Source organism: Acidimicrobiia bacterium, assembly GCA_040880805.1.
GTDB lineage: Bacteria > Actinomycetota > Acidimicrobiia > IMCC26256 > DASPTH01 > DASPTH01.
In genome coordinates, this window is sequence record JBBDHW010000022.1 from 54,280 (window position 1) to 79,649 (window position 25,370).

Below are 25,370 nucleotides of genomic sequence, written 5' to 3' on the forward strand. Positions count from 1 at the left end.
ATTGGCACCACCATCGGCCTTGGTGGGGTCGCCCGAGGCGACCGTGACGAGGTTGCCGCTCGTAAGCGCCTCGCTCACGTCGTGCTGCTCGTACCCGGGCTCGATTCCCTTCGTGTCCGGACGCACCCACATCTGCACGAGGTGCACGTCGGCGGTCGCGCTGGCGTTCATCTCGGAGTGGGAGATACCCGATCCTGCGCTCATTCTTTGCGCGAGCCCCGCGTAGATCACGCCCACGGTGCCGGTGCTGTCGCGGTGCTCGAGCTTGCCGTCGAGGACCCAGGTGACGATCTCCATATCCGCGTGCGAGTGCGTGCTGAAGCCACCGCCACCGCGGATCACGTCGTCGTTGTTCACGAGCAGCAGCCCGTGATGGGTGTTGGCCGGGTCGTAGTGGCTGCCGAAGCTGAAGCTGTGCCGGGAATCGAGCCAGTCGATCTGTGTGTGGAACCGGTCGGCAGCGCGGCGTACGTCCACAGCCATGGGCGCAGCGTAGAGGGCAGTTAGGCTGCGGCAGCGATGCCCCTCGTCGTCGCTCTCTGCACCGGTAACGCCGCGCGGTCGGTCATGGCCGGCGCGCTGCTCGCCGACCACTCCGAGATCGTGGTCGCCACCCGCGGCACGCACGTGGTCGAGGGGCTGCCCATGAGCCTCCGCACGCGGGGCGCACTCGTCGCGCTCGGCGTGAACGACCACTCGCACCGGAGCCGCCAGCTCTCCTCCGACGACCTGCGTGAGGCTGACCTCGTGGTGGCGATGGCGCGCGAGCACGTCCAGTTCGTCCGGCGGGTGCACCCGAAGGCCGCGGCGCGTACGGCGACCCTCAAGCGGCTCGCGCGCGATCTTCCCGCGACCTCGGGCCAGCTTGCCGAACGCGTCGCGTCGTTGAACCTCGACACCGTTGCCCTCGAGCATTGGGAAGACGTCGACGATCCCGCCGGAGGCGACGAAGCCGTGTTTCACGAGTGTGCCAATCAGATCCGCGAGTTGCTCGACCAACTCGCACCCGCGCTCCGGGAGTCGGCATGAGGCGACGTGTGGTGATCTGCACCGCGCTGCTCGCGCTGCTCGGAACGGTCAGCGCGCATGGCGCCGTCGCCGTCGCCGTCGGCTCGCAGCTTGCCGTTGTTCGCGGGGTCACCCCCACGACGATCAAGGTCGGCGGGCTGGGCTACTCGCTGCTCTACTCCGGCGCCGCCGTCGGCGCAAAGGCTCGGTTCCAGCGCGAGAACGCGGCGGGTGGCGTGAACGGCCGCACGATCGACTACGTCGGTCTCCGCGACGACACGGGTGTCGGCGTGACGAACCAGCAGGCGGGCGCACAACTCGTGCAGCAGGACCAGGTGTTCGCGGTGGTTCCGGTGGTCACGCCCGACCTGGGCGCGGTGAAGGACCTCACCGACCAGAAGGTCCCGTATTTCGGGTGGGCACTGAGCTCGAACTTCTGTGGCAACGCGTACGGCTTCGGGTTCACCGGCTGCCTGTTCCCGCCGGGCGGGCGCACCGCGAGCAACGCCTGGGGTGTGCTCGTGAAGACCGCACTCGGTCCGCAGGTCGCGAACCCCAGCGCGGTGTTGCTCACCGAGAACACACCCTCCGGCCAGTTCGTTCTCAGCTCGCTGACGACCGCGGTGAAGAGCGCGGGCATCACCGTCGCGGCGGCCACGAGCAGCCTGCCGGTGCCTGCGGTCGGAGACTACGGAGGGATCGCGGGCGGAGTTCTCGCTGCAAATGCGGGAAGGCCACCGGACGCTGTGTTCGTCGTCGGTTCGTACTCGAACATCGCAGCAATGCAGAAAGCGCTTCGCGACGACGGGTACTCCGGGCTGTTCACCGACGCCATCGAGTACGACCCGGATCTCGTCGCGACGGCAGCCGGATCTGCGGTGATGTTGCAGACCGCCGCAGTCGAAACCGCCGCCACGAACCCCGCGATGCAGCAGCTCGTGACCGACGTGCACGCGATCGCTCCCGACCTGCCTATTGATCAGGCCGTCGCCGCTGGATACTGGTCGGCCGATCTGTTCATCGCGGCGTTGAAGCGAGCGGGAAAGAACCTCACCGTCACCCGGCTGTTGAAGAAGGCGAACAAGGGCTTCACCTACCAGGTCGCGAACACGGTTGGGCCCACGAAGTTCCCCGCCGCGCACAATGCATCCACTCCGTGCGGCTCGCTCGTGCGTAGCGACGGAGCTGCCTTCTCGGTGCTGGTGCCCTACATGTGCGGGAAGGTCGTGCCGGTCAAGCAGTGAGCGCTGTAGCCGAGCTCGTCGAGCTCGGCCGCGACCGATCTGCACGGGGCGACATCGTAGGGTCCTCCGATGCTGCACGCGATGGTGGTCGCGGGAGTCGGAACGATTGTGGCTGCGCTCGCGGCCGTTCCCACGGCGACGTCTGCTCCCGCCGAGCGCGGCGTCACGCGCACGACGGTCACGGTGGGCGGGCTCGTTCGCGCAGCAACTCGCGGCTCTCGGCTACACGGGGACGGTGGTGGTCGGCGACGCCTTCTACGCCCCGGCCGTGCCGGCGATCGGCGCCGGGCTCACAATGCTGGTCCCGATCGCGCCGGTCGAAGCCGACACGCCCGCGATCCGCCGCATGGTCGCCGACGTGCGCGTGGTCGACTCGGCGGCCCTGATCACGCCGGCCGTTGCCGAGGGCTACTTCTCCGCCGACTTCTTGCTGGACGTGCTGGGGAAGGTCGGTCGGAAGCTCACCGCGAATCGCTTCCTCGCCGAGCCCTACCGCTGCGACCCGCCAGTGAAGCTGCCAACGAATCAAGAGGTGCGCTCATCACCGTCTTCGAGACGGAAACCCACCTTCATCGTCACCTGGTACCAACCCACTTCGCCGTCGCTGAGCGCGCCTCGGATGTCGGTGACCTCGAACCAGTCGAGGTTGCGGAGCGTCTTCGCGGCGCGGCCGATGCCGTTTCGGATCGCTTCGTCGATACTGCCGGGCGAAGATCCGACGATCTCCGTGATCTTGTAGGTGTGCTCCACGAGGGTGCTCCGTTCTGCGCGGCAAACTGGGGATCGCAGGATACGCCCGGCGCCGCGCGCCCGCTCCGGTTGGGGATAGGTTGCGCGCGATGGCTGACCTTGCAATTGAGCCGTTCCGCATCGAGATTCCCGAGCTCGCGCTCGACGATCTCCACGAGCGGTTGCTGCGCACTCGTCTGCCCGAACGGATTCGTGATGCAGGCTGGGACTACGGCACGGAGCTCGGCTATCTGTCGGAGCTGCTCGCGTACTGGCGCGACGAGTACGACTGGCGACGCGCCGAAGCTCAGCTGAACGCGTTCGAACACTTTCTCACCGAGATCGACGGCGCCCGCGTGCACTTCCTGCACGCGCGCTCACCCGAGGCCGACGCGCTCCCACTCATCATCACGCACGGCTGGCCGGGATCGATTGTCGAGTTCCTCGAGATCATCGGGCCACTCTCCAACCCGCGCGCGCACGGTGGCGATCCGCAGGACGCGTTCCACGTGGTCTGCCCGTCGATACCCGGCTACGCGTTCTCGGGCCCCACGCGCGAACGCGGGTGGAACTCGGGACGGGTCGCGCAGGTGTTCGCGGAGCTCATGGCCGCACTCGGCTATTCGCGCTACGGCGCACAGGGCGGCGACTGGGGGTCGATGATCTCCACGCAGATCGGGCTCGCCGACCCGGAGCACGTCGCAGGAATTCATCTCAACATGGTCATCGCGTTCCCGCCGCCGGATCTCGACCTGAGTGCACTCGGCGACGACGCGCGCGATTCGCTGGCGTCGCTCGAGCACTACAACCGCGACGAGAACGGCTACGCGCGGATCCAGGGCACGCGTCCACAGACCATCGGCTACGCGCTCGACGATTCGCCTGCGGGTCTCGCGGCGTGGATCGTCGAGAAGTTCCGTGCATGGACCGACTGCGACGGCGACGTCGAGCGATGCCTCACGAAGGACAAGATGCTCGACAACATCATGCTGTACTGGCTCACCGGCACCGCCCACTCCGCCGGGCGTCTCTACTACGAGGTCGAGCACGGCGGTGCGTTCGCGCCGGACGCGCGCGTCGAGCCCCCGGTCGGCGTGGCTGCGTTCCCGAGAGAGGTGCTCCGGTTCCCGCGTTCGTGGGCCGAACAGCGGTACAACATCGTCCACTGGACCGACATGCCCCGCGGCGGTCACTTCGCCGCGCTGGAACAGCCCGAACTGCTCGTCGACGACGTGCGCAGCTTTTTCCGGATGGTGCGCTGAACGGGCTCGCGTGGGGCTTGCTGGCCGCCGGCGGCGCCCTCGCCCTCGCCGGCTCGTAGTGAGCGACCCCCGGCTCGTAGTGAGCGACCCCTGGTCAGGTGACCGGCGGCACAGCCCCCGGCCCGGTCGCCTCAAGGGCTTGCGGTCCGCGCACCGATAGACTCGACATGCCTTGGCCGGTATGTGAGTATGGTCCAACTGCGGAAGGTGGCCTATTGGCCGCACCGTTGACCAGGGCCCTCTCAGGAGGCAGGAACGTGCACACCTCGGTGCGTAGGCTCACCCGGATCGCTGTGGTGAGCGCGATCGCGGCGCTCGCCTCCGTGGCGGTGCTCGCGACATCGGCCGCAGCCGATGAGGCACCGCCTTCGCCGGGTCCGTGCACGTTCACGGTTACTCCAAACCCGGTCACCACGTTCCCCGCCGATGTCGTCGTGGCCGGATCCGTGCCGATAGCGGGTGTCACCGTCAAGGCGTACGTCAACGGTGTGGAGCAGCCGGGCGCCGTCGTCGTCGACGCGAGCCTGCAGTTCTCGATCCCGGTGCATCTCACCGCGGCCGCCGACATCACGGTGAATTACTTCTACGGCGACGAGAACGCGTACGCCACCGGCTGTGCCGACCCTGGGGGCTCGTTGGTCGTACGCGTCAAGGCCGCCGAAGCTTCGCGGGCGCTGGCGTTCACCGGTTCGAACAACACGCACTCGTTCGTGCTGATCGGCATCGCCGCGCTCGTCGTGGGCCTCGTGCTCACCATGGGCGCGCGCCGGCGCAACAAGATCACGGCCTAGCTGCAATCTGCGCTCTGCTGCTCTCGCCCGATACCGCTTCGGGTTAGCATCGGCCTCTCAGCCACAGGGAGGCACAATGGCCTGGAAGGTCGTGGTCGACTTCGACCTCTGCGAGAGCAACGCCATCTGTATGGGCATCGTCCCGGAAGTCTTTGAAGTCCGCGACGACAACTTCCTCTACGTCCTGCAGGAGAATCCGCCCGACGATCTCCGCGAGAAGTGTGAGCAGGCCGTACGGCAGTGCCCGAAGCAGGCCATCAAGATCAACGATCTCTAGCTCGGTGAGCGCGCCCGTGCCGGGGACGATTCGCACGTCGGCGCGCCACGGATCATCCGTTCGCCCTCGCTACCGTTCTGGCGGTGTCGAGCCCCCCGACGAACCGATCTGAGCTCCGGCACGCGCGCCACCGGAGGCGTCAGCGCCTGATCGGCGCTGCGGTGGCCGGGATCGTCGTGCTGGCGGCCGGTGTGGGCGTGGCGGTGCTCAGATCGGTGCTCTCGGGCGGTGACGGGGATGGCGACGCAGCACGCCCCGCGGCACCGCCGCCGTCGATCACGAGCGCGGTGCCCGACGCCACTTCGACTTCGGGTGAGCCGTCCACGACCACAACCGCGGCCGGAACCGCGCCGATCGACGTCGACCGCCGGTACGCGGTGACCACCTACGACGCGACGTACGTCGACTCGACGCGCTCCACGTCTCCGAACGGGATCTTCGGCGGTGCCTCGAACCGCACGCTCGCCACTACGTTCTGGTATCCCGCGGTCAGTGACGGGGGAGCTCCTGATCGCGCGCACGGCCCGTACCCGCTCGTGCTCTTCGTGCACGGCTACGACCAGACCGCAAACTTCTACGCGCCGATGCTCGAGCGGTGGGCGAGCGCGGGTTACGTCGTCGCCGGGCCGACGTTCCCGATCCTGAGCGGCATACCCGGCGGCGCGAGCCACGTCGACTACAGCAAGCTGTTCGGCGACGCCTCGTTCGTGATCTCCCAGACGCTCGCGAGCAGCGCGGAGACACCGATCGGCGGGCTGGTCGACGGCACGCGCATCGCCGCCGCCGGTCACTCCGACGGCGAGATGGTGAGTTTCACCCTCGGCTTTGCCATCTGCTGCCGCGAGGGGCGGATCCGCGCCGTGATCGCGATGGCGGGCGACCTCTCCAACGCGGCCGTCGACCCCATGCGCGACACGGGAATGCCGATCCTTCACGTGATCGAGACGAACGACGAGTACGACCCATACCAGCACTCGATCGACTGGGATCGGGAGAACCTCACCGCGCCGCGATGGATGCTCACGCTGCTCAACGCCAGCCACGTGCCGCCCTACAACCGCCCCGGCAACGCGCACTTCGAGCTCGTGAGCACGGCCACCGTCGACTTCCTCGACGGCACGTTGAAGGGTCGCGCCGACCGCCTCGACCGCCTCGCCACCGACGTCGCCGCTCACCCCGACCTCGCAACCCTGGAGCGCTGACCTCCCCCTTGACGGCTGAACTAGTGGCCGGCGAGCTCGGTGCGGAGCTGGCGGCGGAGGATCTTGCCGGTGGCAGTCTGGGGGAGCTCGTCGCGGATCTCGACCTGCTCGGGGGTCTTGAGCGAACCGACACGCTCACGGACCCACTCGCGCAGGTGCTCGGTGTCGATCTCGTCGACGCCCGGACGCAGCGTGACTGCGGCAACGATCCGCTCGCCCCATTCCTCGTCGGGCAGACCGACGACCGCTGCCGCCGACACCGCGTCGTGCGTGAGCAACGCGTCCTCGATCTCGGCGGGACCGATGTTCTCGCCCCCGCGAATGATCGTGTCGTCGGCGCGCCCCTCGCAGAACAAGTAGCCGTCGACGTCGAGCCAGCCGCGGTCGCCGGTGTGCAACCAGCCGTCGGCATCGGTCCGGGATTCGGTGTCGGCATACGCGCCGCTCACCTGCGCGCCGCGGATCTGGATCTCGCCCGGCGAGTCGATGCCCACGTAGGTGCCGCTCTCGTCGACGATCCGCACCTCGATCCCGGGCACCGGCAGTCCGACCGACGACAGCCGTGCCGTCCACACCGGGTCGTCGCTGTACATTGCGAGCCGGTGCTCGTCGGGTCCGAGCAGACAAACGGTACTGCTCGTCTCGGTGAGCCCGTACGCGTTGACGAAATCGGTCTCCGGGAAGAGCTCGAGCGCGCGTTCGAGGATCGGCGTGGGCGTCCGCGCCCCTCCGTACACGAGGTTCCGCAGGCTCGGGATGCGCGCGTCGGGGTCGCCCTCCATCACGTGCACGATCCGAGCGAGCATCGTGGGCACCACGAACGCGTGCGTGATCGACTCGCGACGCGCGGTCTCGACCCACTCCTCGGGTGAGAAGCGCACGCCGGGCAGTGGCACCACCCGACGCCCGCTGTACGTGGAGCTCAGCATCGCGGTGACCCCTGCGATGTGGAACGGCGGAGAGGACATGAGCGAGGCCTCGTCAACGCCTGCCGACCCGAACTCCACGGTGTTGAACACGTAGGCGAGGAGCTGGTCGTGCTCGAGCACCGCCGCCTTCGGTGCCGCCGCCGTGCCGCTCGTGAAGAGCAGGACCGCCGGGAGATCAGGCGCGTCGGGGAACGCGCGGTGGGACCCACTCTCGGGATCGACCCAATGCGTGCCCGCGGTGATCGACGGCTGGATGCGCGCGATGAGCTCGTCGAGCGACGCGTCGGGGAGGCGGTAGTTCAGCGGCGCGTAGCTCACGCCGGCCCACGCAGCGCCGAAGAGCGCAGCGGGGACGATGGGGCCGTTCGGCTCGATGAGGGCGAGGTGCGTTGCCCCCGAGTCTTCGACGCGATCGGCGATGGCGCGGGCGGCCCGTCGCAGTTGCTCGTAGGAGAGGCCGTCGTCGAGGCTCCCGATCGCGATCCGGTCGCCGAGGGCGTCGGCGGCCATCTCGAGGATCATCGCGAGGTTCATGGCGAGTCCTGCGGCTCGGCGGCGTGGGTCAGTCGGAGGAGGGGAGGGGCTTGGCCTGGGCGATCTCCATGGGCTGCGAATGGCAGCTCAGCTCGCCCTCGCCGGCCTTGGTGACGAGCACGGTCGCCTCACAGGCCGTGCACGTGTATCGCTTGCCCATCAGATTCGGCATCCCGCTTCCCCCGTTACCCTTCGCGCGGGGCCATCGGTGCCCCGCAGCACGACACCTCGCCGTCGGTGCCCTTGACGACGATGATCTCCGTTTCGCACTCCGCGCAGCGCAAGCGAGTCCCCGGTGCAGTCGGCATACGAAGCAGGATACCGAAATCGATCGGACTTCTTGCCAGTCGGCGGTCGGCCGTCGTCTTCCTCAGGCCGGCGCGACCTCCGACGACGGCTCGACGACCGGCTCCTCGCTCGCGCCGGCTCCTCCACTCCCGGCTCCTCGAGCACGGAACACCGCGACGGTCAGACAGCCCAGCCCGTAGATCGTTGCCGCCGCGAGGCTGAGGCCGCCCAGGACCGGCACGATGGCCGCAACGCGCAGGATCCCCCACCCGATGAGGAACGCGAGCAGGCGGTTCCGCGGTTCCTTTCCGATCAAGCGCCCCAGGAAGTAGCAGCCGACGACGTACCCGACGCCGTAGAGGAGCGCGAGCGCGAACAGCGTGGCCAGGCCGAGCGGCAGGCCGATGATCGTCACCGACAGGAGCACGCCCACGACGGGGACGCCGATCGCAACGGCGAAGCCGAGCCCGATCGCCGGTCCGATCGCGGTGCGCCCGGCGCGTGCAGTCGCCTCGGCGGCACGCGGCGCGACGAGCAACAGCGCCCCCCCGAGCAGGAAGCTGGAGACCGTCGCCGCGATCCAGAGCACGATCCGCCCGATGGCGCCGAGCCGGCCGAGCGCGAAGCGGCGGCGGGCGCGGTCGACGTCACCCTGCACCGATGACCGCTTCGCGATCGCCGGCCGGTCGCTCGAGACGACGTCGCCGGCGACCGAGCCGGACGCGGTGACCACGACTCGACCGTTCAGCGCGGTGACGTCGCCGCCGACGTGACCGTCGATGGTGACGTTGCCGTTGAACGCGAAGACCCAGTCGCGCACGCGGCCGTCGACGCGGACATCGCCGTCGAAGATCAGCACTCGGTTGACCACATCACCACTGCGAACGTCGACGCTGCCGGTGATGACGATCTGGTTGTTCGGATCGTCGTGGTGCGTCGCGGCGAATGCCGGCGCGGCGACGAGCATCACCGCGCCGAACATCACGGCACCGAATGCCAGCAGGAATCCCGTCACTCGCGCGTACTGCTTCATCGCGACCTCCCCATGGGTCCGATCAGTATGGCCTTCAGGTAGCGTGCGCCGCCGTGGCCGATCCTCGCACGATCACGATCGAGCACGATGGCCTCCGCATCGCTGCCCTCGACTGGGGTGGCGACGGACCGCCGCTGTTGCTGCAGCACCCGAATGGTTTCTGCGCGGGGTTCTTCGACCCGCTCGCACGGGAGCTGCGTGGCGAGTACCACCCGATCGGCGTCGACGTTCGTGGCCACGGCGCGAGCGAACGTCCGGCCGACCTGAGGGCGTGTACGTTCCCGAACGTTGCCGGTGACGTGTTCGCGGTGCTCGACGCGCTCGGCTTCGAGGAGATCGTGGTGCTCGGTCACTCCATGGGAGGCGCGGTCGCGATCCTTCTCGACGAGATCCGTCCGGGGATCGTGCGCAAGGCGCTGCTGTGCGAGGCCATCGCGTTCCCGTCGGGCGGTCTGCCGCTGAGCGCTCTGCCGCCGAGCGAAGGCGGAGGTCTGAACCCGATGGCCGAGAAGGCACGCGGACGGCGTGCGGTGTGGCCCGACCGCGAGACCGCGCGGGCGTCGTACGCGAGTCGTCCCCCGATGGACGTGCTCGAGCCGGCCGCACTCGCGGCGTACCTGCGCTACGGCTTCCACGACCGCGACGACGGCGAAGTGGAGCTTGCGTGCGCGCCCGAGGTCGAGGCGCGTTGCTTCGAGGCCGCTGCCGAGCCCCACGGCGCACCGCACGCGTTCGCTCACCTCCCGAAGTTCCGGGGCTCGGTCGTCGTCGCGTCGGGTGACCACTCGAATCTGCCCACCGAGGTGTTCGCGGCCCAGGCCGAGGCCGTGGGCGCGCCCTACCTCCAACTCGACGGCGGGCACTTCTTCCCGCAGGAGAACACGGCTCGCACCGCTGCCCTCGTCCGCGAGCACCTGGCCTGACTCGCTCGTTCGCTGCGTCGCAGCGTACCTGCGCCGCGGGCGCTCGCTCGCTGGCGAGCGAGCTGCGCTCCTCCACTATGGGTCGCTCACGGCGAGCCGGGATACCCGGCTCGCGGTCGTTCGCTCCTCCACTATGGGTCGCTCACGGCGAGCCGGGATACCCGGCTCGCGGTCGTTCGCTCTGTCGTCGCTTCGCTCGCCGCGTGTGCCGGACTCATCCTGACTACGGATCGCCCGCTGCGAGCCCGAGCACGGTGCGCGCCCAGGTGTAGTCGGCCTTGCCCACCGCGGTTCGTTGCACCTGATCGACCACCACCACGCGTCGCGGGCGCTTGTACGACGCCAGGCACCCACCCACCCATGCCGACAGCTCGTCGGGCGTGGGCGCGGCGCCGTTGTCGCCACTCCTGACCGACACCACCGCGGCGACTGACTCGCCCCACTCCTCGTCGGGCAGACCCACGACGATCGCGTCGACGACGGCGGGGTGCTCTTTCAGCACCTCTTCGACCTCTTCGGGCCACACCTTCTCGCCGCCGGTGTTGATGCAGCCGGAGCCGCGTCCGAGCAGCGTGATCGTGCGGTCCTCGTGGACGATGGCCCAGTCGCCGGGCACCGCGTAGTGAGCGCCGTCGATCTCGCGGAACGTCGCGGCCGAGCGTTCCGGGTCGTTGTAGTAGCCGATCGCGGTCGAATGCGCGACGGCGAGCACGCCGGCTTCTCCCGAACCCGGCACGACGTCGCGGCCGTCCTCGGTGAGCACCCGCGCTCGCGGCCCGAGCGCGAACCGTGCCGTCGTGTTCTCACCCGGCACAGAGGTGAGCGCGAGCCCGAAGCCCACGCCCTCGCTCGATCCGAGCGAGTCGTAGAAGCCCATCGTGCCGCGCTGCAGCAGCGCGTCCTTGAGCGCCGAGTTCACCATCGCACCCGAGTTGTGCACGCGCTGGAGCGACGACAGGTCGTAGGGCCTACCCCGTGCTTCGGCGTCCTCGAGCGCGTGCAGGATGCGCCGCAGGATCACGTCGCCGACGAGCGAGAGCAGCGTGACCCGCTCGCGCTCGATGGTGGCGCAGACTTCGTGGCCGTCGACAGGGCCGCGCGGCAGCAGCGCGACGGTGCCACCGACCGACATCCACGTGTTCGACTGATGCACTGCGGTCGCGTGCACCAGTGGCGTGGTGAGGAGCGCGACGGGCCCGGCGTCGCGAGCGCGAAGATCGCTCGCGCACGCGGCAGCGTCGGCGACCGATTGGGGAACCGGCCGGTCGATCACTCCCGCCGCGTACGCAGCGCCGTAGTCGAGCAGGGTTCCCTGGTGCCAGAGGACACCTTTCGGGAAGCCGGTGGTGCCGCCCGTGTACCAGAGGAGCAGGTCGTCTCCCGAGCGCTCGATCGGCGCGAGTGGAGAGCTGGCCGCGAGCAGCTCCGCGTAACCGATCGCACCGGGCACCGGTGGCGCTGTGCCACCGTCGTCGATCTCGATCAGCAACCGCAGTCTCGGCAGGCGATCGCGCACCGCCGCGACCCGCTCGCCGAGTGACCGGTGGTAGACGAGTACCTCGGCGTCCGCGTTCTCGAGGAGCGCAGCCAGCTCGGCCGCCTCGTACCGGAAGTTGGCGTTCGCGGGGAGCGCGCGCAACTTCGAGCACGCGAACAGGCACTCCATGTACTCGGGGCAGTTGAACAAGTAGAGCGCGATGTGTGCACCCTGCGCGACACCGTCGGCCGCGAGACCCGCCGCGAGCCGGGCGGCGTGTTCCTCCAGCTCTCGCCAGTGCACGCGCCGCTCGCCCTGCACGACGGCGGTTGCATCGGGGATGGCCTCGGCGACGGCCTCCCACACAGTGGCGAAGCTCTCGTACATGACCTGCTTTCTCCGTGTTAGCGTGTCGCGCTCTTGATCTTCGCGACCTCGGCGACCTTGCCGTCGCGAACGAGTTGCTGCAGCCCGCTGGGCCGGCCATCCAAGTACGCGGAGAAGAAGTCGAGCGTGGTCTCGTCGACCACCCGGAACGCCGCGCTTCCCGACTTCTCGAAGGCCGTGTCGTGGTCGCCACCGAGCAGCGTGACGAAGAACTTGGGTGGGCGCGCGAGCGCGTAGATCGCCGTGGTTCCGTCGATCAGGTCGGTCTCGTCGGCGTCGCCGTGGATCGCCAGCAGCGGCGTATCGACGCCGGTGAAGTAGTTGCTCGCATCACCGGCGATCCCACCGGAGAGCGCGACCGCGGCGTTGATGCGCTCATCGCGCCCGTCGACGCTGAACGCGAGCACGTAGGTCACGGCGGCACCGAGCGCGTGACCGGCCACCGCAACATGGTCGCCGTCGACGATGGTGGTGAAGCCGCCCTGCACGCGGTCGGCCATCCGGTCGATGATGAAGCTCGCATCGGTCACCCGTTCGCCCAGATCGATCACAACCTGGCCGTTCTCGTCGGTTGCGTCTGCTGTGGGTGCCGCGTACGTGGGTGCCGCAACGACGTAACCGTGCTCGGCCCACGAGTGGAGCAATGGTTGGTACGACTGCGCGGTCGCACCGAAGTCGTCGCTGAACAGGATCAGCGGGTACGGGCCCCACTTTGTGGCGCGAGGGGCGTTCTCGATGTCGAGCGTGGTGGCCCGGCCCTTGGCGGGGTAGTAGACGGTGGCGTCGAGCGTGCGCCCCTCGTTGTCGAAGTGCAACGTGGTGGTGCCGACCGCGAACAGCAGAGGTCGCTTCGCGGTCTGCTTCGCCGCAGACGGACTCATGCCAACGGTGAGCACGGCGAGGCATACGAGGCCGAGCACGGCGAAGCGCTTCATCACTCGCGCACGTTACCGCTGTTCACTCGCGCTGCTTCAGCCACCCATGCCGAGGAGTCGTTCTCGCGAGACGGCGCGCGAGGCGCGCCACAACGCGAGCAACGCCACGATCCACGCCAGGGCGCCAATCCCGAACGCGAGTGCTTGTCCCTTGAAGATCGTGTTGCTCGAGACGCCATAGGCGATGACGATCAGGGGCAGCGTGGCCAGCGCCGACGACTGCTGCGCGGCCGCGGCACTCGACACCCGCGCCGAGATCACGAGGATCACGGCCAGCGCGATCGCGATGAACGGTGGCAACACCCAGAGCATGAGGATCCACCAGTTCCCGGTTGGGAAGAACCAGCCACCCACCTTCGGGCCCACGATCAGGTTCACGACGAGCGAGTACATCGCGAAGCCCACAGCCGCGGTGAAGTAGCCGGGGATGAGACTCGCCATCAGCTTCCCGAGGTAGATCTGGCGTTCGGTGGCGGGGGAGTGCGCGAGGAACTCGCCGCTCCCGCGCTCGCGCTCGCCGATGATCGTGTGCGCACCCACTGCCGACGACACGGTGAGCGGCACGATGATCGCGAGCGGGGCGAAGAGGTAGACCGCGAGGGCATACGACGCCTGCACCGGCCCCTTCTGGCCCTTCACGCTGTGCTTCAGGTCGGCCGGGAGGCTCCCCACCACGTCGCTGAGCTGGTTGACCAGCTTTACGTCCTTGATCGTCGAGATGATCAGCAGCAGGAATGCCGGGATGATCACGAAGAACAGGAGCGCGACGATCGCGAGCGGCAGCCAGAAGTCGCGCGCCTGCACGAACTGGCGGAGGTCGGTGCGCGCGATGACCCACGCGCGTGACGGCTGGCGCGTGCGTCTCATCGCTCCTGCTTGCGGATCCTGAAATACAGCTCTTCGAGGCTCGGCGCGCACGGTTCCACGCGCTTCAGTCGCGCGCCGGCGCGCACGAGCGCGTCGACGAGGTCGGGTACGTCGGTGTCGTGCTCGAGGTCGACCATCACGACCCCGTTGCGTTCGAACGCCTGCACGAATGGCAGGTCGCGCGCGAGGTCGAGCACCGAGGGGTCGTCGGCGTCGAGCAGGACGCGCGCGGCGGGCCAGTACCTTCGGCTGAGCTCGGCGGGCGATCCGGCGACGATCGCTCGTCCGTGGTCCATCACGACCACCTGGTCGGCGAGCCCCTCGGCTTCGAGGAGCAGGTGGGTGCACATCAGCACGGTCTTGCCGCCTTCGGCCATCTCGTCGATGAGCCCGAGCACCGCGCGTGCGGACTCGGGGTCGAGCCCGGCGGTCGGCTCGTCGAGCAGGAGCAGGTCCGGATCGTGGAGGACGGCACGCGCGAGCGCGAGCCGCGCGCGCATGCCGGTGGAATAGCCACCCACGCGTTGTCCGAGCGCGTCGGCGATCCCGAAGCGCTCGGCCGCCTCCTGAATGCGGCGTTCGGCGTCGCGCGGGTCCACCTCGAACAGCGCCGCAGCGTACGCGAGGTTGTCGCGGCCGCTCAGCCGGTCGTACAGCGCCGGACGGGCGGGCACTACGCCGCACCGGCGACGAACCTCGGTGCCCTCGTCGTCGCGGTCGGGATCGAGTCCGAGTGTGCGGACCGTGCCGGCATTCGGGCGCAACGCTCCCGTGACGAGGCGCACGACGGTAGTCTTGCCCGCGCCGTTCGGGCCGAGCAGCACGGTCACGGTTCCGCTCGGAACCTCGAAGTTGAGGCCGTCGACCGCGACCACGTCACCGAAGCAGCGGCGCACCCCGACGAGCGAGACGGCCGGCTCCGTGCCGGAACGATCAACGGGTGCCGAGGAATTGGGCGGCATTCCGAAGGTTTCGGCGCAGGAGGCCGCAGGGTGAAGGGCTAACCTCGACCCTCGCCGTGTGTCACGTTCACGGTCACGGCGGCGTAGCCGAGTGGTTCAGGCAAGGGTTTGCAAAACCCTGGACACGGGTTCGATTCCCGTCGCCGCCTCCCAGAGAGTCCAGGTCAGACACTCGCCTCTATTGGGCGGCTCGAGTCGGGTCGGCGGCTTCCCGCGTCGGGGTTGACGCGGCATCGTTGGCGAGCGCCCTGAGGTGTTCGGGCGTGCCGAGCGCCACGAGGACGTCGCCCGCGCGTATGGCTCCCTCGATCGTGTGCCAGGGGCGGAGGCGGTCGTCGCGTCTGAGTCCGACCACGTAGACGTATTGGTGCTGTTGTGAGATCTCGCTCGGGGTGGAACCGGTGAGCGGCGAACCGGTGGGTACCAGGATCTCTTCGGTTCCGAGTCCGAGCGCCGGGAGATCGTGGGTTTCGAGCACCGCCGGTGATGCTGCTGCGGCCGCGAGCGACATCCCGTAGGACCGATAGGGAGACTGCACGACATCGGCACCCGCGTGTGTGATGCGCTCGATCCAGGTCGCCTCGTTGACTCTCGAGATGATCCGCAGGTCGTCTCTCATAGATCGTGCGGTGAGGACGACGACGAGGTTCTCCGAGTCGGCGTCACACGCCGCGATGAGCGCGTCTGCGCGGCTGATCCCGGCCTTGCCGAGGTCTTCTTGATTGGTCCCGTCGCCGATGACCTCGACACAGCCGACGGCGCGAATCGCCGGTTCACATGCCGGATCGCGGTCGATTACCACGCATTGCTTCCCGAGTTCTTGGATGCCGCGCACGACCGCTTGGCCGACGCGGCCGTAGCCGACGACGATGACGTGGTCGTGGAGCTGGTCGCGCATGCGCTTCGACCTCCGATGGCGGATCTGGGCGAGGGCGTCGCCCGAGAGGAACAGGCTGGTCAGGATCGATACGACATACACGAAGGTGGCGAACCCGACGACGATGAGCGCGATCGTGACCAGGCGGCCCGCAGTACCGAGGGGATGAACTTCCCCGTAGCCGACCGTGCCGAGCGTGATGGCGGTCATGTACAGGGCATCGAGCCAGCCGTAACCCTCGGTGACCACGTAGCCGACCGTCGCCAGCGCCGCGATCGCCACGGTCGCAAGGAGTGCCCAACGGAGCCGGTAGAGCACCAACGCGACGACGGGTGCGTCGTCGTGGGGCGGTTTCGTCAGCAAACCGAACAGACCCCGCGGGCTGTCGTGTGCGGCGTCCAGGGTCGACCCCCAAGTTCTGTACGACGAAGCCGCGTCACCCTACGCCGAAGTGGCGCTCGCAGTCCCAGTTGTACGCGGGCGACCCGCGGGCCAGTATCTGGAGCAGACAGCACCGAGGGGGAGCCTCATGAGCGAGACCACGGTCGAGATGGAGCAGCCGGCGATCGTCGTGTCGTGCGACTCGCACGCCGGGCCGAAGCTCGTGGAGCAGCTCCGGGCATACTGCCCGCAGCAGTATCTCGAGGCGTTCGACGAGGACGTCGTTGCGCAGCAGAAGCAGGCCGACGCGATGTCGGCGATGAGCGCGCGCATCCAGCACCCCAACATCGACCTCGACGGCCACTGGGATCCGCAGGCACGTCTCCGCGACATGGACAGCGACGGAGTGGCCGCGGAGCTGATCTGGCACTTCAGCCAGAACGGCGAGAACCTGCCGTGGATCGGGCAGGGGCTCGGCACCGTGTTCAAGCACCAGTTCGAGCTCGGCGCGGTCGCGTACGACATCTACAACCGCTGGCTCGCCGACTTCTGCTCGGAGGATCCCGAACGGCTCCTCGGCCTCGTCTACATCCCGAGCTGGGACATCGACGCGTCGATCAAGACGCTCGAATGGGCGCGCGAGAACGGCTTGCGCTGCCTCAACTTCCCCGCACCGAGCCGTCCGGGCGTGAAGGAGTACAACGACCCCGAGTGGGACCCGTTCTGGTCCGCGTGCACCGATCTCGGCTTCGCGCTCTCCACGCACTCGAGCGGCGGCCCGTTCTTCGACTTCACGCGCGGGCCCGGCGGGATGCAGATCATCGCGTACGAAGGTGGAAGCTGGCTCGCACGCCGCGGTGTGTGGATCCTCACGTACGGCGAAGTCTTCCAGCGTCATCCCGAGCTCAAGCTCGTGATCACGGAGCAGGTCGAGGGCTGGTACGTGCCCACGATGCACGAGCTCGACTCCTTCTACCTCACCTTCGGTTTGAGCGGAGGCCTCACGAAGCTGCCGAGCGAGTACATCCGTCAGAACGTGTTCCTCGGCGCGAGTTTCATCTCACCGTGGCAAGCGGAGGACGCGGTCGAGCACAACTACGTCGACAACGTGCTCTGGGGTCGCGACTACCCGCACATCGAAGGCGTGTTCCAGGCAACGAGGGAGCCCGACGAGGAACCGATGACGAAGCTCGCGCTGCGTCACGTGTTCTCGCGGATCCCCACCGGCGACGCGCTCGAGATCCTCGGTCGGAACGCGATCAAGGTGTTCGATCTCGACGAGGAGCACCTGCGGAAGGTCGCGGCCCGCATCGGCGCGTCCACACCGGCGCAGCTCCTGGTCGCGCCCGACCCCGAGTCGCTTCCGCCCAACGACGGGAACGGCTTCATCGGCCAGTCTGGTCCGCGCCCGGTCGAGCCCGCGCGTGTCGAGCGTGCGGAGCGGCGCCGGGCGCAGGTCTCAGCGAACGGGTGACGAAAGAGGCAGCGGGTCGCCCATCCGGTCGAACACGTCGGCCATCGAGCCGTGGAAGAAGCGCTCCTGTACCGCGGCGTCGATGTCGCCGAAGTGCTCGCGGTACCAGGTGACGGCGTCGTTGTCGAGCCCCTCGGGATGCGGGTAGTCGCTCGAGAACACGAGCATCCCGTCGAGCTCCTCGAGGTAGTCGCGGACGGGCATGGTCACCACAGGCAACGGCGACACGCGCACATTGCGGCGCGCGTACTCGCTCGGCTTCAGCGGGTAGTCGAACGCGCCCTGCAGGCTCGAGATCTTCGGGTCGTCGACGAACGCGTCGAGCCACCCGAGGAAGTTCGGGATCCAGATGTGGCCGCCGAGCTCGGCGTTGACGACGGTGAGAGTGGGGAAGCGCTCGAAGACGCCACCGGTGACCAGCGCACCGCAGAGCATCGTGGGCACCTGCTGGTACTGCGCGGCGCCCATCATCGTGACCGCGCGGAACGTACCGCCGTTGTTCGACCACGCCGGATCGACGTGCGCGCGGCCGCTTCCCGCGTGGAGGTATGCGACCATCCCGAGGTCGGTGACCGCGGCCCAGAAGGGGTCGAAGTGCGGATGCGCGAGCGACCTGCCGTCGACCGGAGTCGCGCGGATGTGCACGGCGCGGCTCCCGAGGCCCCGCATGCGCGTCATCTCGCCGATCGACCACTCGAGGTCTTCCATCATCACGAACGTGATGGGGACGAGACGGTCGATGTGCGCGCCGATGCGGTCGATCATCAGCTGGTTCGCGGCCGCGATGCACTGGCGGGCGAGGTCGGGGTCGATGCCCGGGTAGATCGGCGCGCCGTTTCCCGACACGAGCTGCACGTCGATGCCGGCCTCGTGGAGGAAGCCGACGCGGTCGTCCATGTTCCAGCCGCCCTTCGCTCGGAAGAGACGGTCGAGCCGGGGTGCGAGGGGCCCGGCACCGAGGGGCGTGTCGGTGCCGTAGATCATCTCGTCGATCTCGGCGAGGCTCGACTTCGACGCGAACTGCTCGGCGAGTGGCTTCCAGAGGTCGGGGACGAGCTCCATCATGTCGTCGGGCCGAAGTTCGGGCGGCAAGGTGGAGAGCGCTTCGCCGCTGAGCGCGCCGACGAGCGCCCCGATCATCATCTCGGCCGGGATCGTCGGGAGCTGCGCCGCCAGCTCCGGGAAGTCCTGCTCGAACCACGTGAACGGGCCCTGGAAATGGCTGTCGACGTCGATGACGGGCACGAGGTTCACGGTAACAGGCCATCCTCTCCGCCCGTTGCGAGCAGATCGAGGACCAGTGCGGCGGTCCACGAGAACTCGGACGCGCCACAGCCACGCCCGGTGAGCGGCGAGAAGTACTCGTGGCAACCGGCGCGATCGACGAGGTCGAGCGTGCGTTGCCGGAGCTCCTCGGCCAGGGCGTGCTCGTTGAAGCGGTCGAGCGCGTCGACGATCATCCAGTTGATGTTGATCCAGGTGGGGCCCTTCCAGTACGCCTCCTCTCGGAACTCGGGCGCGTCGGTCGGCACCGAAGGCACCGGGTAGCGCGGCCAGAACCCGCTCGGTTCGCGCAGCTGCGCGATCAACCGCGCCGCGCGCGCGGGCGACGGCACGCCCGCGAACAGCGGGAGGAACGTGGAGACCGTCGAGAGCCGGATCGGTTCACCGGTCACTGCGTTACGCGAGAAGTACTCAGCCGATGGCTCGTCCCACAGCTGTTCGATGGCGGTGTCGGTGCGCGCGAAGTGCTCCTGCAACTCCGGTGGCACCGGTTGGCCGACTTCGTCCGCGATCAGCGTGAGCGAACGGTTCGCGGCGGCCAGGATCGAGTTGAACGCGAGATCCTCGATCAGTACCGACCGGTCGGGAGGCATCCGGCGCACGTCGAACCCACATCGCTTCGCGCGCTGCGCGAGCACGAGCATGGCGAGCCCCTCGGCGTCGGTGGGTCGTTGGACCGACGGCGCGTACTTCGTGTCACGGCGGAGGAACCGCGAGAAGTGTGCAACGTGCAGTCGCGTGGCGGCACGGGCCCACCACGGCAGCGGCATGCGCGCGAGCGTCTGCATCCAGGGCGGCGTCGTGTCGAGTCCGCATTCCCACGGATGGATCAGCGTGACGAGCCCGCGGTGGTTCGGGTCGCGCTCGCGGTACAACCACTCGTGGTAGGCGACGAGCTTCCCGAACAGCTCGGTGAGGAATGCGACGCGCTCGTCGGGCGATAGCGCCAGCGCGACCCGCCACACCGCGATTGCTGTCACCGGCGGTTGTGTGATGCACGACGTGTCGACGTCGCGTGGCGCCAGTGGGTTCTGCCGGGACTGCCAGATCCTCGTGCTGCCGACGTCGTCCACGTCTTCGGAGAAGATCATGTGGGGCAGCATGCCGTTGGCCCATTGTCCGCGGAAGAGTGCGAGGAGCTCACTCGCCGCCCGCGGTGGATCGGAGCGCGCGAGGCCGATCGCGACGAAGCACGAGTCCCAGAGCCACTGGTGCGGGTACAGCGACGCAGACGGGCACGTCCAGCTCCCGCGGGAGTTGCGGTCGAGAACGTCCTGCGCGCGGCGGGCCAGAGGCTCCATGGCGCGCACCGCGCGGAAGCTATCACCGCGCGCGGAGTTCTCCTACGATGCACCCGAGCGCGACGAACGGGGGTATGCGATGAACGACGAGCGACTGATCTCGGCGGACTCACACGTAGCGATCAGCCAGGCCCAGGTGAAGCAGCACCTTGCGCCGAAGTTCCACGACGAGTACGACGGCGCGATCCTCGAGTTCGGGCGGCGCATGTCCGAGTCGGGCGCGGCGCGGATGAGCGCGGCCGCGCTCGAGCTGCGTCCCCACCCGTCGGCCGGGCGCCCGGGCTACGGCAACCCGCACGAACGCCTGCTCGACATGGACGCCGACGGCGTCGAGGCCGAGGTGCTGTACTGCGAGGTCAGCGCCTTCCGCTACCTCTACCTGTGCAAGAACGGTTGGCGTGAGGCGACGCGCGCGTTCAACGACGCCATGCTCGAGTTCGGGGCCGTCGACTCGAAGCGTCTCATTGTCAACGCGCAGATCCCGATCCACGACATCGGCGCCGCGTGCGAAGAGGTCGAGCGGGTCGTGGGGCTCGGCGTGAAGTCGCTCCAGCTCCCGGTGTTCCCGAACGAGCTCGGGCTGCCCGACTACTTCCACGATCGGTACGACCCGCTCTGGGAGCTCATCTCCGAGACGGGGCTGCCGATGTGCTGTCACATCGGTCTCAACACCAACCTCGACGACCTCGTCGCGCGCGATCCCACGCCGATGATGGGCGTGATGGTCCCTATGGCCGCGCTCTCCGCCGGCGAGGCGCTGGGCATGTGGTTGCTCACCGGAGTGCTCGAGCGCTTCCGCGACCTCAAGATCGTGTTCGTGGAGCCGGGTCTCGGCTGGGTCGCCTGGTACCTCTACATCGTCGACGACATGAACACCCGCCAGGGGTACGACTTCCCGGGGCTCACCGAGGTGCCGAGCGCGTACTTCCACCGGAACCTGTTTCTCACCTACATCGAAGAACCCGACGCGATCCAGTTCCTCCGGCACCGCATCGGTGTGGAGAACATCCTGTGGTCCACCGACTATCCGCACCCCGTCTCCAGCTGGCCGAACTCGCGCGCGCTCGTCGAGGCGCAATTCGAGGGGGTACCCGACGCCGAGCGCGAGCTGATCGTGGCGGGCAACGCGGCGCGTGTCTGGAACCTCTGAACCGGTGGTCGACCCGATCATTCAGCACGACGACCGCTACTTCTGGGACGGCATAGCCGTTCACCGGCTGTTGATTCAGCGCTGCGTCGCGTGCCACACGCTTCGCCACCCGCCCGCCCCGATGTGCGGCGTGTGCGGTTCGCTCGAGTGGGACGCGCAGGAGTCGAGCGGGCGTGGCCGGGTGCTCACGTGGATCCTGTCGCGGCATCCGAACGCGCCTGACGAGAATGCGCGCGTCGTGGTGCTGGTCGAGCTCGACGAGGGTGTGCGCGTGGTGTCGAACCTCGTCGACGTGCCCAACGACGATCCCTACGCCGAGTACGACGACATGGCCGTCGCGGTCGACTACCGCGAGCGCGACGGCGTGCTGCTACCGGTGTTCCACCCGGTGGGGAAGTTGTGAACGGCGACACGATCGTCGCCGGCATCGGCCAGACCGAGTTCTCCAAGGACTCGGGTCGAAGCGAGCTGCAGCTCGCGGCCGAGGCGGGGCGTGCCGCGATCGTCGATGCCGGCCTCTCTCCCGCCGACATCGACGGGCTGGTGACCTTCACGCTCGACTCGAGCGGCGAGCTCGATCTCATGCGCGCGCTCGGCATGCAGGAGGTGCGCTACTGGTCCCGCACGCCGTATGGCGGCGCGGGTGCGTGCACCACCGTGCAGCACGCGGCGATCGCGGTCGCCTCGGGTGCCGCGAACGCGGTGCTCGTGTACCGCGCGTTCAACGAGCGGTCGGGCCGTCGCTTCGGCCAACCACCGCCTCGTCCACCGGCCCGCACCCTCGACTGGTACTCCACCTTCGGGATCAGAACCCCGGCCCAGATGTACTCCCTGTGGTTCCGTCGCTACATGGACGACTACGGCGTGACCAACGAAGACTTCGGCCGCTACACGGTCGTCGCCCGTCGCCATGCGGCCACGAACCCGAACGCGTGGTTCTACGAGCGTCCGATCACGCTCGACGACCATCAGCAGTCGCGCTGGATCGTGGAGCCGGTGCTGCGGCTGCTCGACTGCTGTCAGGAGAGCGACGGCGGAGTTGCGCTCGTCGTCACGCGTGCCGATCGCGCGCGCGACCTGCCGCAACCGGCGGTGAGCATCGAGGCCGCGGCCGACGCACATCTCGGCCACGGGGGAGTGATGTACAACTACTACCACCCCGACCTCGCGACGTTCCCGGAAGCGGAGTTCCTCGGCCGTCAGCTCTGGGAGCGATCGGGGCTCGGGCCCGACGACATCGACGTGGCGATGCTCTACGAGAACTTCAGCCCGATCGTCTTCTACCAACTCGAGGCGTTCGGCTTCTGCAAACGTGGCGAGGCGAAGGACTTCATCGCCGACGGCAACATCGATCTCGACGGCGCGCTGCCCGTCAACACCAATGGTGGCCTCCTCGGTGAGGCGTACATCCACGGCTTGAACAACATCCTCGAAGGTGTGCGCCAGGTGCGCGGCACCGCGGCGAACCAGATCGCCCGCGTCGACCACGTGCTGGTCGCGGCGGGTCAGAGCGGTCTCGTGCTCGGCCATGCGTGACGCAGGGAGATGAGATGACCGGCGTGCTCGCCGACCTGAAGGTGCTCGATATGTCGTGGGGCATCGCGGGGCCGCTGGCCGGCATGCTCCTCTCCGACCACGGCGCGCAGGTCACCAAGATCGAGCCGCCCGGCGGTGACCCGTTCCGCACTCTTACGGGCGCGCGCGTCTGGAACCGTGGGAAGCGCAGCGCGGTGCTCGACCTCCCGGCCGAGCGTGACGTGTTGCTCGCGCTCGCCGAGGATGCCGACGTGCTGCTCGAGAGCTTTGCGCCCGGCACCACCGATCGTCTCGGCATCAGCTACGCCACGCTCCACGCCCATAATCCAGCGCTCGTGTACTGCTCGATCACCGCGTACGGCCGCGACACGCGCCATGCGCAACGCCCGGGCTACGACGCGCTCGTCGCCGCGCGCACGGGTATGCAGTGGGAGCAGCGCGGGTGGCGTGGCGGCGCGATCGCGCGGATGACGGGCGGCGAGCCGAACCTTCCCGATCTGGAGCCGCCCGAGGGCTGCTGGGACGGCACCGACCGGCCCGGACCCCTCTTTCCGTACTCCACGTGGCCGAGCCTGGCCGCCGCGTTCCTCGCGACCGCCGGGATCAGCGCCGCGCTGCACGCGCGCGAAGTCACCGGTCGCGGGCAGTGGGTCGAGACGTCACTTCTGCAGGGCGTGCTGGTCGCGACGTGGGGTGGGTGGCAGCGGGCCGAGCACCCCGACGCGCCGGGCTACGACACCTGGATCTTCGACTCTCGCACGACGCGCGGTCTCTTCGAGTGCGGTGACGGCCAATGGGTGTGCCAGTGGGTGCCGAACCCCGCGTTCGCGCTCAGCGCGTCGCAGGGCAACGAGCTTCGCATGACCGACGACGCGCGAGCTCCGCGCGACGATCCGACTCGCATCAGCCCGAGTCCCGAGGAGATCGTCGTCCTGCACCATTACTACCCGCTCATGGCCGAGGCGTACCGGAAGTTCCCGGCCGACGATTGGGTGCGTCTCGGCGAACAGGTCGGCATCGCCATGCAGCCGATCCGCTCTCCCGAAGCGGCGCTCGCCGACCCTGCATTGCTCGCAGACGGGTGCGTCACCGTGGTGGACGACCCCGAGCTCGGCCCGACGCGCCAGGTTGGAATCACCTACCGGTTGTCGGCGGCACCGACGGCCGTACGCGGCCCCGCTCCGAGTGTCGGCGAGCACGACGATGAGATACGCGCCGAAGCTGCAGCCGGCGCGTCGCACCCGCGCATCGCGCCCACGGCACCCGCGAGGCGCTCTCTCGCCGCGCCGCTCGACGGCATCCGTGTGCTCGACCTCGGTCTCGCCGTCGCCGGTCCGTTCGGCACGCAGCTTCTGTCCGACCTCGGCGCCGACGTGATCAAGATCAACGCGCTGCACGACGGGTACTGGCATTCCACCCACATCGCGATGGCATGCAACCGTGGCAAACGCAGTCTCGCCGTCAATCTCAAAGACGCCCGCGGTATGGATGCGCTGGGCCGACTGGTGGCGAGCGCCGACGTCGTGCAGCACAACATGCGGTACGACGCGGCCACGCGTCTCGGCGTCGACTACGCGTCACTCCAGAAGATCAATCCGTCGTTGATCTACTGCCACACGCGCGGCTTCGAGCACGGCCACCGCGAGAGCCTGCCCGGCAACGACCAAACTGGCGCCGCGCTCGCGGGGGTGATGTGGGAGGACGGCGGAATGGGTGCCGGTGGCCGGCCGATGTGGAGCCTCACCTCGTTGGGTGACCTCGGCAACGGCTTCCTCTCCGCAATCGGCATGCTCCAGGCCCTCTATCACCGCGATCGCACCGGCGAGGGGCAGTTCGTCGACACGTCGATCCTCAACGCATGCCTGCTCAACTCGTCGTACGCGTGGCTGACCGCAGACGGGCGCGCCGCTGAACGCCCACACCTCGACGCGCAACAGCTCGGCATCACCGCGCTCTACCGCCTCTACCAAACGCAGGAGGGGTGGCTCTGCCTCGCGGCGGTCACCGACGCGCACTGGGAGCACCTCGGCAAGGCGCTCGGTCGCGACGATCTCCGTGGTGACGAGCGACTCGCGACCGCGGCGGGCCGTCTCGCGCACGATGCCGAGCTCTGGTCGACGCTCGAAGACACGTTCGCGACACGCACCGCCGCTGACTGGTTCGAGCTCCTCGACGCCGCGGGTGTGCCGTGCGAGATCTCGTCCGACACGTTCGCGCTCGGGGTGTTCGACGATCCCGAGCTGATCGAGCGAGGGTGGGTCACCAGCTATGAGCAGGGCTTGGTCGGCCGCCTCGATCAAGCCGGCTTGCTGTTCGACTTTTCCGAGACCCCGGGCCGCATCGCCGGTCCGCCGCTCGTCGTGGGCGACTCGTCGCGCGAGATCCTGCGCGAGATCGGTTACGACGAGCTCGACATCGACGCGCTCGTCACTGAAGGCGTGGTACTCGACACCCGCGCGTAGACACGTCGGCTTTGCACCCAAACGCGCGCGTACGGGAGCGGTTTCCGCACCCCGACG

General features: G+C 68.5%; 25 protein-coding genes and 1 tRNA gene. 13 read left to right on the plus strand and 13 right to left on the minus strand.

Features of this window, described 5'->3' with window-relative positions:
- Positions 1–483, minus strand: a 483-nt coding sequence (locus WD271_04765) for a pirin family protein (protein MEX1007138.1), incomplete at its 3' end; no start/stop codon positions are given.
- 36 nt (positions 484–519) lie between these two features.
- On the opposite strand from WD271_04765, the gene WD271_04770 reads away from it, so the two are divergent.
- Both WD271_04770 and WD271_04775 read left to right on the plus strand, forming a co-directional pair.
- Positions 520–1,029, plus strand: a complete 510-nt coding sequence (locus WD271_04770) for a hypothetical protein (protein ID MEX1007139.1) — start codon at positions 520–522, stop codon at positions 1,027–1,029.
- Positions 1,026–2,252 carry an ABC transporter substrate-binding protein gene (locus WD271_04775; GenBank protein ID MEX1007140.1) on the plus strand — a complete coding sequence of 409 codons (1,227 nt, stop codon included), beginning with the start codon at positions 1,026–1,028 and terminating at the stop codon, positions 2,250–2,252. The genes WD271_04770 and WD271_04775 overlap by 4 nt, the downstream gene beginning before the upstream one ends.
- A 525-nt stretch (positions 2,253–2,777) precedes the next feature.
- On the opposite strand, the gene WD271_04780 is transcribed toward WD271_04775, so the two are convergent.
- Positions 2,778–3,041, minus strand: coding sequence for a dodecin (locus WD271_04780; protein ID MEX1007141.1), 264 nt, complete (start codon positions 3,039–3,041; stop codon positions 2,778–2,780).
- 50 nt (positions 3,042–3,091) lie between these two features.
- Between WD271_04780 and WD271_04785 the strand changes: the two genes are divergently transcribed.
- From WD271_04785 to WD271_04800, 4 genes are all read left to right on the plus strand, one after another.
- Positions 3,092–4,243, plus strand: a complete 1,152-nt coding sequence (locus tag WD271_04785; protein ID MEX1007142.1) for an epoxide hydrolase — start codon at positions 3,092–3,094, stop codon at positions 4,241–4,243.
- Positions 4,244–4,539: 296 nt separating this feature from the next.
- The gene (locus WD271_04790) at positions 4,540–5,034 is read left to right on the plus strand and encodes an LPXTG cell wall anchor domain-containing protein (protein MEX1007143.1); all 495 of its coding nucleotides are present in this window, start codon (positions 4,540–4,542) and stop codon (positions 5,032–5,034) included.
- 76 nt (positions 5,035–5,110) lie between these two features.
- Entirely contained in the window at positions 5,111–5,311 is a 201-nt protein-coding gene (locus WD271_04795; protein MEX1007144.1) for a ferredoxin, read from the plus strand.
- Positions 5,312–5,394: 83 nt separating this feature from the next.
- On the plus strand, positions 5,395–6,513 hold the full coding sequence (locus WD271_04800; GenBank protein MEX1007145.1) for a hypothetical protein: 1,119 nt from the start codon (positions 5,395–5,397) through the stop codon (positions 6,511–6,513).
- Positions 6,514–6,533: 20 nt separating this feature from the next.
- Here the strand turns inward: WD271_04800 and WD271_04805 are convergent, their stop codons facing one another.
- From WD271_04805 to WD271_04820, 4 genes are all read right to left on the minus strand, one after another.
- Positions 6,534–7,976, minus strand: coding sequence for a class I adenylate-forming enzyme family protein (locus WD271_04805; GenBank protein ID MEX1007146.1), 1,443 nt, complete (start codon positions 7,974–7,976; stop codon positions 6,534–6,536).
- A gap of 28 nt (positions 7,977–8,004) precedes the next feature.
- Positions 8,005–8,148, minus strand: a complete 144-nt coding sequence (locus tag WD271_04810) for a hypothetical protein (GenBank protein ID MEX1007147.1) — start codon at positions 8,146–8,148, stop codon at positions 8,005–8,007.
- Between the two features lie 13 nt (positions 8,149–8,161).
- On the minus strand, positions 8,162–8,284 hold the full coding sequence (locus WD271_04815) for a hypothetical protein (GenBank protein MEX1007148.1): 123 nt from the start codon (positions 8,282–8,284) through the stop codon (positions 8,162–8,164).
- A 62-nt stretch (positions 8,285–8,346) separates the two neighbouring features.
- Positions 8,347–9,297: a polymer-forming cytoskeletal protein gene (locus WD271_04820; protein ID MEX1007149.1), complete on the minus strand. Its 951-nt coding sequence runs from the start codon at positions 9,295–9,297 to the stop codon at positions 8,347–8,349.
- A 53-nt stretch (positions 9,298–9,350) separates the two neighbouring features.
- Here WD271_04820 and WD271_04825 point away from each other — a divergent pair, with 53 nt between their 5' ends.
- Positions 9,351–10,220: an alpha/beta hydrolase gene (locus WD271_04825; GenBank protein MEX1007150.1), complete on the plus strand. Its 870-nt coding sequence runs from the start codon at positions 9,351–9,353 to the stop codon at positions 10,218–10,220.
- Positions 10,221–10,443: 223 nt separating this feature from the next.
- On the opposite strand, the gene WD271_04830 is transcribed toward WD271_04825, so the two are convergent.
- From WD271_04830 to WD271_04845, 4 genes are read right to left on the minus strand one after another with little or no spacing between them, the layout of a single operon-like run.
- Positions 10,444–12,084, minus strand: a complete 1,641-nt coding sequence (locus WD271_04830; GenBank protein ID MEX1007151.1) for an AMP-binding protein — start codon at positions 12,082–12,084, stop codon at positions 10,444–10,446.
- A 17-nt stretch (positions 12,085–12,101) separates the two neighbouring features.
- Entirely contained in the window at positions 12,102–13,019 is a 918-nt protein-coding gene (locus WD271_04835; GenBank protein MEX1007152.1) for an alpha/beta hydrolase, read from the minus strand.
- Positions 13,020–13,055: 36 nt separating this feature from the next.
- A complete protein-coding gene (locus WD271_04840) occupies positions 13,056–13,886 on the minus strand; it encodes an ABC transporter permease subunit (GenBank protein ID MEX1007153.1) in 831 nt (276 codons plus the stop codon).
- Positions 13,883–14,848, minus strand: coding sequence for an ABC transporter ATP-binding protein (locus tag WD271_04845; GenBank protein ID MEX1007154.1), 966 nt, complete (start codon positions 14,846–14,848; stop codon positions 13,883–13,885). The genes WD271_04840 and WD271_04845 overlap by 4 nt, the downstream gene beginning before the upstream one ends.
- Positions 14,849–14,925: 77 nt before the next feature.
- Between WD271_04845 and WD271_04850 the strand changes: the two genes are divergently transcribed.
- Positions 14,926–14,997: transfer RNA gene (locus tag WD271_04850), tRNA-Cys, on the plus strand.
- A 29-nt stretch (positions 14,998–15,026) separates the two neighbouring features.
- Here the strand turns inward: WD271_04850 and WD271_04855 are convergent.
- Complete coding sequence (locus WD271_04855; GenBank protein MEX1007155.1) at positions 15,027–16,088, minus strand: potassium channel protein; 1,062 nt, start codon at positions 16,086–16,088, stop codon at positions 15,027–15,029.
- A 166-nt stretch (positions 16,089–16,254) separates the two neighbouring features.
- Between WD271_04855 and WD271_04860 the strand changes: the two genes are divergently transcribed.
- A complete protein-coding gene (locus WD271_04860; protein MEX1007156.1) occupies positions 16,255–17,580 on the plus strand; it encodes an amidohydrolase family protein in 1,326 nt (441 codons plus the stop codon).
- On the opposite strand, the gene WD271_04865 is transcribed toward WD271_04860, so the two are convergent.
- Complete coding sequence (locus tag WD271_04865; GenBank protein ID MEX1007157.1) at positions 17,566–18,825, minus strand: amidohydrolase family protein; 1,260 nt, start codon at positions 18,823–18,825, stop codon at positions 17,566–17,568. The two genes, WD271_04860 and WD271_04865, sit on opposite strands and share 15 nt — an antisense overlap.
- 5 nt (positions 18,826–18,830) lie before the next feature.
- Positions 18,831–20,165 carry a trehalase family glycosidase gene (locus WD271_04870; GenBank protein MEX1007158.1) on the minus strand — a complete coding sequence of 445 codons (1,335 nt, stop codon included), beginning with the start codon at positions 20,163–20,165 and terminating at the stop codon, positions 18,831–18,833.
- Between the two features lie 79 nt (positions 20,166–20,244).
- Here WD271_04870 and WD271_04875 point away from each other — a divergent pair, with 79 nt between their 5' ends.
- From WD271_04875 to WD271_04890, 4 genes are read left to right on the plus strand one after another with little or no spacing between them, the layout of a single operon-like run.
- Entirely contained in the window at positions 20,245–21,315 is a 1,071-nt protein-coding gene (locus WD271_04875; GenBank protein ID MEX1007159.1) for an amidohydrolase family protein, read from the plus strand.
- Between the two features lie 4 nt (positions 21,316–21,319).
- Entirely contained in the window at positions 21,320–21,718 is a 399-nt protein-coding gene (locus tag WD271_04880; protein ID MEX1007160.1) for an OB-fold domain-containing protein, read from the plus strand.
- The gene (locus WD271_04885) at positions 21,715–22,851 is read left to right on the plus strand and encodes a lipid-transfer protein (protein ID MEX1007161.1); all 1,137 of its coding nucleotides are present in this window, start codon (positions 21,715–21,717) and stop codon (positions 22,849–22,851) included. The genes WD271_04880 and WD271_04885 overlap by 4 nt, the downstream gene beginning before the upstream one ends.
- A gap of 14 nt (positions 22,852–22,865) precedes the next feature.
- A complete protein-coding gene (locus WD271_04890) occupies positions 22,866–25,313 on the plus strand; it encodes a CoA transferase (GenBank protein ID MEX1007162.1) in 2,448 nt (815 codons plus the stop codon).
- The last annotated feature ends 57 nt before the right edge of the window (positions 25,314–25,370 follow it).

What these genes read in the sequence shown, in the direction of transcription:
- WD271_04805 (MEX1007146.1), bottom strand. Translation starts at nt 7,976, where the DNA reads ATGAACCTCGCGATGATCCTCGAGATGGCCGCCGACGCCCTCGGCGAC.
- WD271_04870 (MEX1007158.1), bottom strand. Translation starts at nt 20,165, where the DNA reads ATGGAGCCTCTGGCCCGCCGCGCGCAGGACGTTCTCGACCGCAACTCC.
- WD271_04785 (MEX1007142.1), top strand. Translation starts at nt 3,092, where the DNA reads ATGGCTGACCTTGCAATTGAGCCGTTCCGCATCGAGATTCCCGAGCTC.
- WD271_04845 (MEX1007154.1), bottom strand. Translation starts at nt 14,848, where the DNA reads ATGCCGCCCAATTCCTCGGCACCCGTTGATCGTTCCGGCACGGAGCCG.
- WD271_04875 (MEX1007159.1), top strand. Translation starts at nt 20,245, where the DNA reads ATGAACGACGAGCGACTGATCTCGGCGGACTCACACGTAGCGATCAGC.
- WD271_04815 (MEX1007148.1), bottom strand. Translation starts at nt 8,284, where the DNA reads ATGCCGACTGCACCGGGGACTCGCTTGCGCTGCGCGGAGTGCGAAACG.
- WD271_04770 (MEX1007139.1), top strand. Translation starts at nt 520, where the DNA reads ATGCCCCTCGTCGTCGCTCTCTGCACCGGTAACGCCGCGCGGTCGGTC.
- WD271_04835 (MEX1007152.1), bottom strand. Translation starts at nt 13,019, where the DNA reads ATGAAGCGCTTCGCCGTGCTCGGCCTCGTATGCCTCGCCGTGCTCACC.
- WD271_04830 (MEX1007151.1), bottom strand. Translation starts at nt 12,084, where the DNA reads ATGTACGAGAGCTTCGCCACTGTGTGGGAGGCCGTCGCCGAGGCCATC.
- WD271_04775 (MEX1007140.1), top strand. Translation starts at nt 1,026, where the DNA reads ATGAGGCGACGTGTGGTGATCTGCACCGCGCTGCTCGCGCTGCTCGGA.
- WD271_04810 (MEX1007147.1), bottom strand. Translation starts at nt 8,148, where the DNA reads ATGCCGAATCTGATGGGCAAGCGATACACGTGCACGGCCTGTGAGGCG.
- WD271_04820 (MEX1007149.1), bottom strand. Translation starts at nt 9,297, where the DNA reads ATGAAGCAGTACGCGCGAGTGACGGGATTCCTGCTGGCATTCGGTGCC.
- WD271_04890 (MEX1007162.1), top strand. Translation starts at nt 22,866, where the DNA reads ATGACCGGCGTGCTCGCCGACCTGAAGGTGCTCGATATGTCGTGGGGC.
- WD271_04840 (MEX1007153.1), bottom strand. Translation starts at nt 13,886, where the DNA reads ATGAGACGCACGCGCCAGCCGTCACGCGCGTGGGTCATCGCGCGCACC.
- WD271_04795 (MEX1007144.1), top strand. Translation starts at nt 5,111, where the DNA reads ATGGCCTGGAAGGTCGTGGTCGACTTCGACCTCTGCGAGAGCAACGCC.
- WD271_04860 (MEX1007156.1), top strand. Translation starts at nt 16,255, where the DNA reads ATGAGCGAGACCACGGTCGAGATGGAGCAGCCGGCGATCGTCGTGTCG.